Annotated in this window: 11 protein-coding genes; 5 read left to right on the plus strand and 6 right to left on the minus strand. The window is 72.1% G+C overall.

Translation table 11 applies throughout. The features are described from left to right. The first annotated feature begins 90 nt into the window (after nt 1–90). Nucleotides 91–879: a polysaccharide deacetylase family protein gene (locus ADK65_RS00345; protein ID WP_420708930.1), complete on the plus strand. Its 789-nt coding sequence runs from the start codon at nt 91–93 to the stop codon at nt 877–879. Nucleotides 880–907: 28 nt separating this feature from the next. Further along, complete coding sequence (locus ADK65_RS00350; protein WP_053667704.1) at nt 908–1,348, plus strand: hypothetical protein; 441 nt, start codon at nt 908–910, stop codon at nt 1,346–1,348. Nucleotides 1,349–1,385: 37 nt separating this feature from the next. On the opposite strand, the gene ADK65_RS00355 is transcribed toward ADK65_RS00350, so the two are convergent. The 5 genes from ADK65_RS00355 to ADK65_RS00375 all read right to left on the minus strand — a co-directional run bounded on the left by ADK65_RS00355 (nt 1,386) and on the right by ADK65_RS00375 (nt 8,017). After that, entirely contained in the window at nt 1,386–2,537 is a 1,152-nt protein-coding gene (locus tag ADK65_RS00355; RefSeq protein WP_053667705.1) for an XdhC family protein, read from the minus strand. A gap of 37 nt (nt 2,538–2,574) precedes the next feature. Next, nucleotides 2,575–4,032, minus strand: a complete 1,458-nt coding sequence (locus tag ADK65_RS00360) for an NCS2 family permease (RefSeq protein WP_053667706.1) — start codon at nt 4,030–4,032, stop codon at nt 2,575–2,577. Between the two features lie 111 nt (nt 4,033–4,143). After that, nucleotides 4,144–6,543 carry a xanthine dehydrogenase family protein molybdopterin-binding subunit gene (locus tag ADK65_RS00365; RefSeq protein WP_053667707.1) on the minus strand — a complete coding sequence of 800 codons (2,400 nt, stop codon included), beginning with the start codon at nt 6,541–6,543 and terminating at the stop codon, nt 4,144–4,146. 2 nt (nt 6,544–6,545) lie between these two features. After that, entirely contained in the window at nt 6,546–7,127 is a 582-nt protein-coding gene (locus tag ADK65_RS00370; RefSeq protein ID WP_053667708.1) for a (2Fe-2S)-binding protein, read from the minus strand. Next, nucleotides 7,127–8,017, minus strand: coding sequence for an FAD binding domain-containing protein (locus ADK65_RS00375; RefSeq protein ID WP_053667709.1), 891 nt, complete (start codon nt 8,015–8,017; stop codon nt 7,127–7,129). Before ADK65_RS00375 ends, ADK65_RS00370 begins: the two co-directional genes overlap by 1 nt. 306 nt (nt 8,018–8,323) lie before the next feature. Here ADK65_RS00375 and ADK65_RS00380 point away from each other — a divergent pair, with 306 nt between their 5' ends. Both ADK65_RS00380 and ADK65_RS00385 read left to right on the plus strand, forming a co-directional pair. Further along, a complete protein-coding gene (locus tag ADK65_RS00380; protein WP_053667710.1) occupies nt 8,324–9,997 on the plus strand; it encodes a PucR family transcriptional regulator in 1,674 nt (557 codons plus the stop codon). Between the two features lie 165 nt (nt 9,998–10,162). Beyond that, entirely contained in the window at nt 10,163–10,930 is a 768-nt protein-coding gene (locus ADK65_RS00385; RefSeq protein ID WP_324614225.1) for a hypothetical protein, read from the plus strand. Between the two features lie 14 nt (nt 10,931–10,944). On the opposite strand, the gene ADK65_RS00390 is transcribed toward ADK65_RS00385, so the two are convergent. Beyond that, nucleotides 10,945–11,769, minus strand: coding sequence for a GntR family transcriptional regulator (locus ADK65_RS00390; protein WP_053667711.1), 825 nt, complete (start codon nt 11,767–11,769; stop codon nt 10,945–10,947). Nucleotides 11,770–11,945: 176 nt separating this feature from the next. Between ADK65_RS00390 and ADK65_RS00395 the strand changes: the two genes are divergently transcribed. After that, the gene (locus ADK65_RS00395) at nt 11,946–12,797 is read left to right on the plus strand and encodes a (2Fe-2S)-binding protein (protein WP_053667712.1); all 852 of its coding nucleotides are present in this window, start codon (nt 11,946–11,948) and stop codon (nt 12,795–12,797) included. Nucleotides 12,798–13,017 lie beyond the last annotated feature (220 nt).

The following is a 13,017-nucleotide window of genomic DNA, read 5'->3' on the forward strand; positions in this document are numbered from 1 at the left end:
GTACGGCTCCCCCAAACACCGCGTCGGGCCCGTCGGGGAACACCTCGGCGACTATAAACCGCGTATATACACGCAATGTATAGTCCCGACATGCCTTCTCTGACCAAGAAGATGAAGAAAACGGGGCCCCCGTTCCGAACTGCCGGAACACTCACGGCGATCGCCGCCCTCACCCTCGCCCTGAGCGGCTGCGCGGGAACCGACACCACGGCTCCCAGCGCAGTCCGGGCCCGCCCGGCCGAGGACGTGCAGCCGGCCCGCTTCGGCACCGTGGACTGCCGCGAGGTCAAGTGCATCGCACTCACCTTCGACGCCGGACCGAGCGAGCACTCCGCGCGACTGCTGGACATCCTGAAGGACAAGCAGGTGCCGGCGACCTTCTTCCTCCTCGGCAAGCGGCACATCGAGAAGTACCCGGAGCTGGTACGGCGCATGGCCGACGAGGGCCACGATGTGGCCAGCCACACCTGGGACCACAAGATCCTGACCCGGCTGAGACCCGAGGAGATACGCGAGGAGCTGGAACGCCCCAACCAGGAGATAGAGCGCCTCACCGGCCGGCGCCCGACCCTGATGCGCCCTCCGCAGGGCCGCACCGACGACACCGTGCACGCCATCTGCCGCGAACTCGGCCTGGCCGAGGTGCTGTGGAGCGTGACCGCCAAGGACTACCGGACGACCGACTCCGACCTGATCACCCGCCGCGTCCTCGCCCAGTCCTCCCGGGACGGGATCATCCTCCTCCACGACCTCTACGACGGCACGGTGCCGGCGGTGCCGGGAATCATCGACGCCTTGAAGGAACGCGGCTTCGTCTTCGTGACGGTGCCTCAACTCCTGGCACCGGGGAAGGCCGAGCCGGGCGAGGTGTACCGGTAACGCCCCGTGGGTTCCCTACGATCGTGCCGTGGCGAACTTCCTGCTCGAACGCACGGCCCCGCTCCCCCTCGACGAGGCGTGGCGGCGGATCACACGATGGCACCGGCACGGTGACGTGGTGCCGCTCACGGTGGTCAGGGTCGTGCCGCACGAGCCGACACGCGAGGGCACGCTCGTCGTGGCCCGCTCGGGCGTGGGGCCGCTGGTCTTCGACGACCCGATGGAGGTCACCGTGTGGCAGCCGCCCGGGGGCGGGGCGGCGGGGATGTGCCGGCTGGAGAAGCGCGGCAGGGTGGTGCTGGGGTGGGCCGAACTCGAGGTGCGGCCCGGGCCGGGAGGCCGTACGCGGGTGATCTGGCGGGAGGAGATCCGGGTCCGGTTCCTGCCGTCGCTCCTGGACGGCGCGCTGCGGCGTTCCTCCCGGTACGTGTTCGGGCGGGCCCTGAACCATCTGCTCCGACAGCCCTGACGCACCGGCCGCGGACGCGGCCCGCCCGGCCGGGGTCTCAGGCCACCGACCCGATCCGCCCGACGGTGCCCGGGTCCGGCTCGTGGTGGATCGGCGTGTGCGCCCCGGTCAGGGAGACCCCGCTGCCCCCACGCCGTCCGGCGACGATCTCCGACGCGATCGACAGAGCCGTCTCCTCGGGCGTGCGGGCCCCGAGGTCCAGACCGATCGGCGAGTGCAGCCGGCTCAACTCCATGTCGCTGACGCCGACTTCACGCAGCCGGGCATTGCGGTCCAGGTGGGTGCGCCTGGACCCCATGGCACCGACGTACGCCACCGGCAGCCGCAGCGCCAGCTTCAGCAGGGGCACGTCGAACTTGGCGTCGTGGGTCAGCACGCACAGGACCGTGCGGGCGTCGACGTCGGTGCCCTCCAGGTAGCGGTGGGGCCAGTCGGCCACGATCTCGTCGGCCTCCGGGAAGCGCGTCCGGGTGGCGAAGACGGGGCGCGCGTCGCACACCGTGACGTGGTAGCCGAGGAACTTGCCCATCCGGACCAGTGCGGAGGCGAAGTCGATGGCGCCGAACACGATCATGCGGGGCGCGGGGACCGAGGACTCCACCAGGACCGTGAGCGGGGCTCCGCAGCGAGAGCCCTGCTCGCCGATCTCCAGGGTGCCCGTGCGGCCGGCGTCCAGATAGGCGCCGGCCTCGGCGGCGACCGTGCGGTCCAGTTCCGGATGGCCGCCGAAGCCGCCCTCGTGGGAACCGTCGGGGCGGACCACCAGGGCCCGGCCCGTCAGTTCGCGCGGGCCCGACACGATCCGCGCCACCGCCGCCGCCTCCCCTCGGGCGGCGGCGGTGAGCGCGGACGCGACCACCGGGCGGACCGGATCGCCGGCCCGTACCGGGGTGACCAGGATGTCGATGACGCCGCCGCAGGTCAGGCCCACGGCGAAGGCGTCGTCGTCGCTGTAGCCGAAGCGCTCCAGGACGGTTTCGCCGTCCCGCAGCGCCTGTTCGCACAGTTCGTAGACCGCGCCCTCGACGCAGCCCCCGGAGACCGAGCCGATCGCCGTGCCCTCGGTGTCCACCGCGAGCGCGGCGCCGGGCTGCCGGGGCGCGCTGCCGCCGACGGCCACCACGGTGGCGACGGCGAAGTCACGGCCCTGCTCGACCCACCGGTTCAGCTCCTCGGCGATGTCCAGCATCTGTCTCGGTCTCCTTGGGGTTGCGGCGGCCGGGGCGTCAGTGGACGCCCAGCCAGCTCTCGATCGGGTTGAGGGCGAAGTACACGAGGAACACCGCCGTGAGGATCCACATGAAGGCGCCGATCTCCCGCCACCTGCCCTGGGCGGTCTTGATGGCGGCGTAGGAGATGACGCCCGCGGCGACACCGGTGGTGATGGTGTACGTGAACGGCATCAGCACGACCGTGAGGAACACCGGGACGGCGGTGGCCCGGTCGGCCCAGTCCACGTGCCGGGCGTTCATCAGCATCATGGCGCCGATGACGACGAGGGCGGCGGACGCCACCTCCTGCGGCACGATCGCCGTGAGCGGGGTGAAGAACAGGCAGGCCGCGAAGAACAGGCCCGTCACGACCGAGGCGAGGCCGGTGCGGGCGCCCTCGCCGACGCCCGTGGCCGACTCGATGAACACCGTCTGCCCCGAACCGCCGGACACGCCTCCGATCGCGCCGCCGGCTCCGTCGATGAACAGCGCCTTGGACAGGCCCGGCATGCGGCCCTTGTCGTCGGCGAGCTTCGCCTCGGTGCCGACGCCGATGATGGTGGCCATCGCGTCGAAGAACCCGGCGAGCACCAGCGTGAAGACGATCATGCCGACCGTCATCGCGCCGACCTCGCCCCAGCCGCCGAACCGCACGTCCCCGAAGAGGGAGAAGTCGGGCATGGAGACGGCGCTGCCGTGCAGTTCCGGAGCGCCGCCCGCCCACTGCCGGGGGTCGATGACGCCGGCGGCGTTCAGGATCGCCGCGACGACCGTGCCGCTGAGGATGCCGATGAGGATGGCGCCCGGGACGTTCCGGGCCTGGAGCATGAAGATCAGCAGCAGGGTCCCGGCGAAGAGCAGCACGGGCCAGCCGGCCAGTTCGCCCGCCGGGCCGAGCGCGAGGGGCGTGGCCTTGCCCTGGTGCACGAAGCCGGACTTGTAGAAACCGATGAGGGCGATGAACAGGCCGATGCCCATGGTGATGCCGTGCTTGAGCGCGAGCGGGATCGCGTTCATGATCATCTCGCGCAGTCCGGTGACGACCAGCAGCATGATGACCACGCCGTACATCACGCACATGCCCATCGCCTGCGGCCAGGTCATCTGGGGTGCGACCTGGGAGGCGAGCACGCCGGAGACGGAGAGGCCGGCGGCGAGCGCCAGCGGCACCTTGCCGACGAAGCCCATCAGCAGGGTGGTGAAGGCCGCCGCGAACGCGGTCGCGGTGATCAGGGCCGGCTGGGCGAGCGTGTCCCCGGCCGCGTCCTTGCCAGACAGGATCAGGGGGTTGAGCAGGAGGATGTACGCCATCGCCATGAAGGTCGTGACGCCGCCGCGCACTTCGCGGGCGACGCTGGACCCTCTGTGGGATATGTGGAAGTACCGGTCGAGCCAGGACCGTCCGGCCGGGACGCGGGTGCCTTCACCCGCGTCGTCGGCTGTGGTCCTCGGCTCTGTGGACTGCTGGGTCATGGGTGCCGTCTCCCAAGTTTCAAAGGGGGTTGGGATGTTCACGACCCGGGGGACGGCCCGAGACGAACAAGGAGCCCTGGGGGACGAAGCCCCCCAGGGCGACGTGACTGCTCAGCCCTCGGAGAGCTGTGTGCCGGTCAGGTGCTCGGGGCGGACCGGTGTCCTGTTCAGCTCCAGACCGGTCGCCGCGCGGATCGCCGCGAGGACCGCCGGAGTCGACGACAGGGTGGGCGCCTCGCCGATGCCGCGCAGCCCGTACGGGGCGTGCTCGTCGGCGAGTTCGAGGACGTCGACCGGGATGGTCGGCGTGTCGAGGATGGTGGGGATCAGGTAGTCGGTGAAGGAGGGGTTCTTGACCTTCGCCGTCTTCGGGTCGACGACGATCTCCTCCATGACCGCCACGCCCAGGCCCTGCGTGGTCCCGCCCTGGATCTGGCCGAGTACCGACAGCGGGTTGAGCGCCTTGCCGACGTCCTGGGCGCAGGCCAGTTCGATGACCTTGACCAGGCCGAGCTCGGTGTCGACCTCGACGACGGCCCGGTGGGCGGCGAAGGAGTACTGCACGTGCCCGTTGCCCTGGCCGGTGCGCAGGTCGAAGGGCTCGGTCGGCCGGTGCCGCCACTCCGCCTCGACCTCGACGGCCTCGTCCTCCAGGACGTCGACCAGGTCGGAGAGGACCTCACCGCCGTCCGTGACGACCTTGCCGCCCTCCAGGAGCAGTTCGGCCGTCGCCCAGGCCGGGTGGTAGGAGCCGAACTTGCGGCGCCCGATCTCCAGGACCTTCTCGCGGACCAGCTCGCAGGAGTTCTTCACCGCGCCGCCGGTGACGTACGTCTGCCGGGAGGCCGACGTCGAACCGGCGCTGCCCACCTGGGTGTCGGCCGGGTGGATGGTCACCTGCGTGACGCCCAGCTCGGTGCGGGCGATCTGCGCGTGGACGGTGACGCCGCCCTGGCCGACCTCCGCCATGGCGGTGTGCACGGTGGCGACCGGCTCGCCGGCGACGACCTCCATGCGCACCTTGGCGGTGGAGTAGTCGTCGAAGCCCTCGGAGAAACCCACGTTCTTGATGCCGACCGCGTAGCCGACCCCGCGTACGACGCCTTCGCCGTGCGTGGTGTTGGACAGGCCGCCCGGCAGCTGCCGTACGTCGGCGCCCGCGCTGGACTCCCACTGGCGCTCCGGCGGCATCGGCATCGCCTTGACGCGGCGCAGCAGTTCGGCGACGGGGGCCGGGGAGTCGACGGGCTGGCCGGTCGGCAGGAGTGTGCCCTGTTCCATGGCGTTGAGCCGGCGGAACTCCACCGGGTCCATGCCGAGCTTCGCGGCGAGCTTGTCCATCTGCGCCTCGTAGGCGAAGCACGCCTGGACCGCGCCGAAGCCGCGCATCGCGCCGCAGGGCGGGTTGTTGGTGTAGAGGGCGATGGCCTCGATGTCCACGTCCTCGACCACGTACGGCCCGACGGACAGGGAGGAGGCGTTGCCGACGACGGCCGGGGAGGCGGAGGCGTAGGCGCCGCCGTCCAGGACGATCCGGCACTTCATGTGGGTGAGCTTGCCGTCCTTGGTGGCCCCGTGCTCGTAGGACAGCTTCGCGGGGTGGCGGTGGACGTGCCCGAAGAACGACTCGAAACGGTTGTAGACGATCTTGACGGGCTTGCCGGTGCGCAGGGCGAGCAGGCAGGCGTGGATCTGCATCGACAGGTCCTCGCGGCCGCCGAACGCGCCTCCGACGCCGGACAGCGTCATGCGCACCTTGTCCTCGGGCAGGCCCAGCACGGGCGCCATCTGGCGCAGGTCGCTGTGCAGCCACTGGGTGGCGATGTAGAGGTGGACGCCGCCGTCCTCCTCCGGCACGGCGAGTCCCGACTCGGGGCCGAGGAAGGCCTGGTCCTGCATGCCGAAGGTGTACTCGCCGGTGACGATCACGTCGGCCCGCTCGCGTGCCGCGGCGACGTCACCGCGGACGATCGGCTGGCGGTGGACGATGTTCGGGTGCGGGACGTGGCCCGCGTGGTGGTCGTCGCGGTTCTCGTGGACGAGGAGGGCGTCCGGGGCGGTGGCGGAGGCCTCGTCGGTGATGACGGGCAGTGCGCGGTAGTCGACCTTGATCTTCGCGGCGGCCCGGCGCGCGGTCTCCGGGTGGTCGGCGGCGACGATGGCGACCGGCTCGCCGTGGTGGCGGACCTTGCCGTGGGCGAGGACCGGGGTGTCCTGGATCTCCAGCCCGTAGTTCCTCACGTCGGTCGGCAGGTCGTCGTAGGTCATGACGGCATACACGCCGGGCATGGCCAGGGCCTCGCTCGTGTCGATGGACACGATCTCGGCGTGCGCGACGGTCGAGCGGAGGATCTGTCCCCACAGCATGTCCTCGTGCCACATGTCGGACGAGTACGCGAACTCTCCGGTGACCTTGAGGATGCCGTCGGGGCGGAGCGTGGACTCGCCGATGCCGCCCTTGGTCCGGGAGCCCTGGGTGATCTTCGTGGGGGTTCCGCTGGGAGAAGCCATGATCAGACCGCCTCTGACTGCCGGGCGGCCGCGAGGCGGACCGCGTCCATGATCTTCTCGTAGCCGGTGCAGCGGCACAGGTTGCCCGACAGGGCCTCGCGGATGTCCGCGTCGCTCGGGTTCGGGTTGCGCTCCAGCATCTCGTCGGCCGCGACCAGCAGACCCGGTGTGCAGAAGCCGCACTGCACGGCGCCGGCGTCGATGAACGCCTGCTGGATCGCGGACAGTTCGCCGCCCTCGCCGGTCTGCGAGTCGGTGCCCTTGGCGTCCCACGCCTGGGCGCTCTGCAACGACGTACCGCAGGCGCCGGACGCGCAGCCGCCCTCGGCGCGCTGTTTGGCGAAGTCGGCGAGCCCCTCGACGGTGACGACCTCGCGGCCCTCCACCTGCCCGGCGGCGACCAGGCAGGAGCACACCGGCACGCCGTCCAGACGGACCGTGCACGAGCCGCACTCGCCCTGCTCGCAGGCGTTCTTCGAGCCCGGCAGCCCGAGCCGTTCCCTCAGCACGTACAGCAGGGACTCGCCCTCCCACACGTCGTCGGCTTCCTGCTGACGGCCGTTGACCGTGAAGTTGACGCGCATCACGCAGCTCCCTCGGTGAGGCGGCGGGTGCCGCGGTAGGACTCCCAGGTCCAGGTCAGCGTGCGGCGTGCCATGACGCCGACCGCGTGGCGGCGGTAGCTCGCGGTGCCGCGGACGTCGTCGATGGGGTTGCAGGCGGCGGAGCACAGGTCCGCGAACTGCTTGGCGACCGACGGGGTGATGATCTTGCCGTTGTCCCAGAAGCCGCCCTCCTCCAGCGCGGCGTTCAAAAACTCCTCGGCTGCCTTGGCCCGGACGGGTGTCGGGGCGGCCGAGCCGATCCCGGTCCGCACGGTCCGCGTCCCGGGGTGCAGCGCGAGCCCGAAGGCGCACACGGCGATGACCATCGCGTTCCTGGTGCCCACCTTGGAGAACTGCTGCGGCCCGTCGGCCTTCTTCACGTGCACGGCGCGGATCAGCTCGTCGGCCGCCAGCGCGTTGCGCTTCACGCCCGTGTAGAACGCGTCGATCGGGATGAGACGGCTCCCGCGCACCGACTCCACCTCCACCTCGGCGCCCGCGGCGAGCAGCGGGGGGTGGGCGTCCCCGGCCGGGGAGGCGGTGCCGAGGTTGCCGCCGACGCCGCCGCGGTTGCGGATCTGCGGGGAGGCGACCGTGTGCGAGGCGAGGGCGAGACCCGGCAGCTCGGCGCGCAGGTTCTCCATGATCTGCGTGTACGGCACGGAGGCACCGAGCCGCACGCTCTCCCCGCCGACCTCCCACTCGGACAGCTCGCCGATGCGGTTCAGGTCCAGGAGGTACTCGGGCCGGCGGTGGTCGAAGTTGATCTCGACCATCACGTCGGTGCCACCCGCAATCGGCACAGCTGTGGGGTGCTCGGCCTTCGCGGCGAGCGCCTCCTCCCAGCTGGCGGGGCGAAGGAAGTCCATGACCGGCTCTCTTCTTCGTCTTCTCGTGGGGCGTTCAGATTGAGCCAATCCGTGTGCGGCGGTCCCGGCTCGTTCATGTGCTGTTCACGCGTAGTGGCCTCAGTACACAGCGCGCTGCGCCAAGCGAGTCAGTCACGGAAACCATGAAGGAGTTGGCTGGCCAGGGCAGGCATCTTGTAGATTCGTATGAACGGAGGCCCGTGGAAACCTCCTCGTTCTCCTGTGGAAACGCGCGACGCGACCGCGTGACCTGGAACACAGCCGGGGCAGGGCTTGATTTCGAGACAAAGAACGGCGGCGACGAGAATGCGGCTGCGCGCACTGCTGGACACCGACGCGCTGGGCCTCAAGCTGCTCGACGGCGAGGACGAGCTGGACCGCACCGTGCGGGGTGTGATGACCACCGACCTGCGCGACCCCAGCCGCTACCTCGCGGGCGGCGAACTGGTGCTCACGGGCCTGGCCTGGCGACGGAACGCGGGCGACTCGGAACCGTTCGTCCGGATCCTGGTGCAGGCGGGTGTGACGGCGCTCGCCGCCGGCGAGGCCGAGCTCGGCGACGTGCCGGAGGACCTGGTCGTGGCCTGCGCCCGCCACCGCCTCCCGCTCTTCGCGGTCCACGAGTCGGTGGCGTTCGCGACGATCACCGAGCACGTCGTACGGCAGGTCTCCGGCGAGCGCGCCGGGGACCTCGCGGCGGTGGTCGACCGCCACCGCCGCATGATGACGGCGGGCCCGGCGGGCGGCGGCCCCGACGTGGTGCTGGACCTGCTCGGCTCGGACCTGGACCTGCGGGCCTGGGTCCTGTCCCCCACCGGCCGCCTGATCGCGGGCTCGAAGGCGACGGGTCCCGCCCTGCCGGCCGAGACGTGCGCCCGGCTCGCCGGGGAGCACCTGGCCGCCACCCGGACGGGCCGCCGCGGCCCCCACCGCGTCGTCCTGGGCGCCACGACGTACTCCCTGTTCCCGGTCCGCTCCACGGGCCGTTCCCCGCAGTCGGCCCGGGACGTGCGCGAGACCGTCCTCGCGGACTGGCTGCTGGCCGTGGAGGCGGACGCCGGGGACTGGCCCGAGGAGCGCCTGGACCTGCTCTACGGCGTGACCCAGCTGATCGCGGTCGAGCGGGACCGCCGTGACGCGGCCCGCACGGTCCGCCGCCGCCTGGCCCAGGAGGTCCTGGAACTGGTCCAGACGGGCGCGGCACCCGCCGAGATCGCCGCCCGCCTGCGCGTGGCCGCGCCGGTGCTGCTGCCCGGTCTGGGCGCCGCACCGCACTGGCAGGTGGTCGTGGCCCGCGTGGACTGGGAGGGCGGGGAGATCGAGGGCGGCCCGGTGGCACAGGCCCTGCTGGAGGAGGTCCTCGTCGATCCGGCGGTCGCGGGCCCGGAGCACTCCGACCGCATCGCGGTGGCCCACACGGGCGACGAGGCCATCGCCCTGGTCCCCCTCCCGGCCGTCTCGACGGAGCACGACGGCTCGGAGGCGGGCGTCCTCGCGGACACGCTCCTGGCGTCGGTCCGGGACCCCCTCACGGCCGGCCTCGACGACGACGGCCGGCTCACCCTGGGCGTCAGCGCGGCCGTCCACTCGGCGGAGGGGCTGCGCGGCGCGCTGGAGGAGGCACGCCACGCCCGGCGCGTCGCCGCGGCCCGCCCGGGCCGGGTCTGCGCGGCGGGCCACCAGGAACTGGCCTCGCACGTCCTGCTCCTGCCCTTCGTCCCGGACGACGTCCGCCGCGCTTTCACGGCCCGCCTCCTGGACCCCCTGCGGGACTACGACCGCCGCCACCGCGCCGAGCTGATCCCGACGCTGGAGGTTTTCCTCGACTGCGACGGTTCCTGGACCCGCTGTGCCACCCGTCTGCACCTGCACGTCAACACGCTGCGCTACCGGGTCGGGCGGATCGAGCAGTTGACGAGCCGTGACCTGTCACGCCTCGAGGACAAGCTGGACTTCTTCCTGGCACTGCGCATGAGCTGATACGCGGGGTGTCCCGGGGGCAAACCCCGGGCACCCTCGCGTCCCACGACTTTGTGAAATCCTTCACCCACCCCCTTGGCCCGGCCCGCCGATTCATGCTGAGATGCCGCCACCACTCAACAGCTCGATGGCGTGCTCGGGGAGGGCAACGTGGCGCATACCGCCATGTCTGGTAACGGAACGACCGCCGGTGACGATCCCCTCCAGACCGCGGTATGGCGGCTGCGCTCCCGCGGGTGCTGGGCCGACGCGGCCGCCCTGCTGCTGCCGGCCACACCGGCGGCGGCGCTGCAGCGCGCGGCGCTGCTGGTCGAACGGTGTCTGTACACCGAGCAGGGCTGGGAAGAGGCCGAGGACGCGCTGCGCACGGCCGAGGCGTTGGCCCACAGCGACGACGAACGAGGCGCGGCCGCTTGTGAACGCGGGTACTTGGCCTACGCGGCGACCGTGCTCGCCGTCCGGGACCGGGCCGACGAGGCACGGGCCGCGCTCGGCCGGGCGGCGGCCCTGGTTGCTCCGGGGGCTCCGGCGCGGGCGCTGCTCGACTTCCGGCGCGGACTCCTGGCCGAGAACCTGACGAGCGCGCCCCAGGCCGCCCGCGCCGCGTACCGGCGTGCCCACGCGGGCGCGACGGCGCACTCCGACCCGCTGCTGCTGTCGTTCACCTGGCGTCACATGGCCGGACTCGCCCTGCGCGAAGGGGAGCTGGCGGAGGCGCGGCACGGGTTCGCGGAGTCGCTGCGGATCCGGGAGGAGCTGGGCTATCTCGTCGGCACGGCCCCGGCACTGGTGTCCCTCGCCGACACCGAGACGGAGCCGGAGGCGTCGCGGCTGCGGGAGGAGGCCCGCCGGCTGTTCCGCCTCCTGGGCGGCGTACCGACGTGGCTGGCCCGCCAGTTGGCCCCACCGGTACCGCCGGCGGCGACGGCTTGAAGGGTGAGCCACACTCAGCCGGCCGCAGCCGCCCCCGTGAAATGCTCACCCACCAGCGCCCGCACCACATCCAGATCGCGCGCGACCAGTGCGTCCAGCAGCGCCGTGTGCTCATGCGCGTCCGCCAGCAGCTCGGCACGCCCCCGCACCCCCCGCCCGACTCCGACCAGCGGCCACTGCGCCCTGCGGTGCAGGTCCTCCGCGATCCGGACCAGCTGCACGTTGCCCGAGAGGGACAGCACAGCCCGGTGGAATCCCCGGTCGGACTCCGCGTAGGTCGCGCGGCAGCCCGAGGACGCCGCGCGGACCGTCGCCTCGGCGAGGGGCCGCAACTCGGCCCAGCGTTCGGACGGCACGGTACGGGCCAGCCGCAGCATCACCGGTACCTCGATCAGCGACCGGACCTCGGCCAGCTCGCCCAGTTCCCGCACACCCCGCTCGACCACCCGGAACCCACGGTTGGGCACGACCTCGACGGCCCCTTCGAGAGCCAGTTGCTGCATGGCCTCCCGGACCGGTGTCGCCGACACCCCGAACCGCTCGCCCAGCACCGGCGCCGAGTACACCTCCCCGGGCCGCAGGTCCCCCGCCACCAGTGCGGCCCGCAGCGCGTCCAGGATCTGCCCGCGCACCGAGGCCCGCTGGACCACCGGCCTGCCCCGCGGAGCGACCGGCGCGGGCGGCTCACTGTGCGTGTGCTCGCCCCGCACGTCCCCGGCCTGCCGCGGCACCCGAACCTGCCCGGACGGGCCACTCGCCCTGGACGGCGCGCCCGACCCGGACGGGCCCGCCGCCCACGGAGTCCCCGTTTCCGCGGAGCCCTGCGCTCCCTGCCTCACGGGTCCTCCTCCGGACGTATCGGTACTTGGCGTCATTACGGCGGGTTGTTACTCGTCCGTCAAGCACCATAAGCGCCCCGGCTCCGAGTTCACATCTTCGTTCAACTTTTCAAGATCTTGAGTAAGGTTAGGCTTACCTCCCAGAACCCCGTTTCACCCGACGGATCGGTGATCACATGCCTGCGCCCCTTTCGGCCGTCTCCGGCGCCTACACCCGGCTGGCCGAGGTCCTCCCGGGGCTCGCCGTCACCGAACTGGACGCCTCGGACGAGACCCCGCACGGCCGCGGCTGGACCACCGCCGCCGACCTCGCGGCGGCCGGCCCCGCCCTGGACCGCTTCCTGGCGTGGGACGTGGACCAGATCCGGCGGGACTACGACGCGCAGGCCCGCCCCGACGTCGTCGCCGGCTTCGGCCTGCACCGCTACGCCTGGCCCGCCTGCCTCCTGATCACCGTGCCGTGGTTCCTGCACCGCCGGGTCCCCCGCTACCCCGTGACCCATGTCTCCTACGACCGCACCGCCCCGGGCCACGCCCTCGGGCACCTCGCCGTCCGCCCCGCCGGCTTCGCCTGCCTGCCCGGCGACGAGGCGGCCGCGCTGCCCGGCGCCCGGGTCGTCCCCGACGAGGAGGCGCTGCGGGCGGAGGTACGGGCGGCGGTCGCCGAGCACCTGGAACCGGTGCTGGCCGGTTTCGGCCCCCGGATGCGGCGCCGCGGGCGCGCCCTGTGGGGTATGGCCACCGACGAGATCGTCGAAGGGCTGTGGTACGTCGCCCAACTGCTCGGCGAGATCGAGGAGCGGCGTGCGATGCGCGAGCTGGAGCTGCTCCTGCCGGGGGCGACCAAGCCGTACGTCGGCACGGCGGCGTTCCGGGAGCTGACCGGCCCGGGCGGCGAGCCCCTGCTCACCCGCGACCGGGCGAGCTGCTGCATGTTCTACACGCTGCGCCCGGAGGACACCTGCGCGACCTGCCCGCGCACCTGCGACACGGACCGCGTCACCAAGCTGCTGGCGACGGCCGGTTGAGCGACGGGGGGATCCGGCTCCCCGCCGTCCCCTAAGATCATCGCGGCACGGGCAGCGGGCACCGGCCTGCCCACGGGCGATTCACATCATCCCCACGTGTCACGGGAACTTTCCGGAGAACCACTCGTGCGGGTAGTCTTGTTCGAACTCAACTTCCGAGCCTCAAGCGGCAGTTCGAGCAGATCGCTGCCCTGGGCATTCCCTTGCACTTCCTTGGCGG

It is taken from the genome of Streptomyces sp. NRRL B-1140 (assembly GCF_001280065.1).
Taxonomy (GTDB): Bacteria; Actinomycetota; Actinomycetes; order Streptomycetales; family Streptomycetaceae; genus Streptomyces.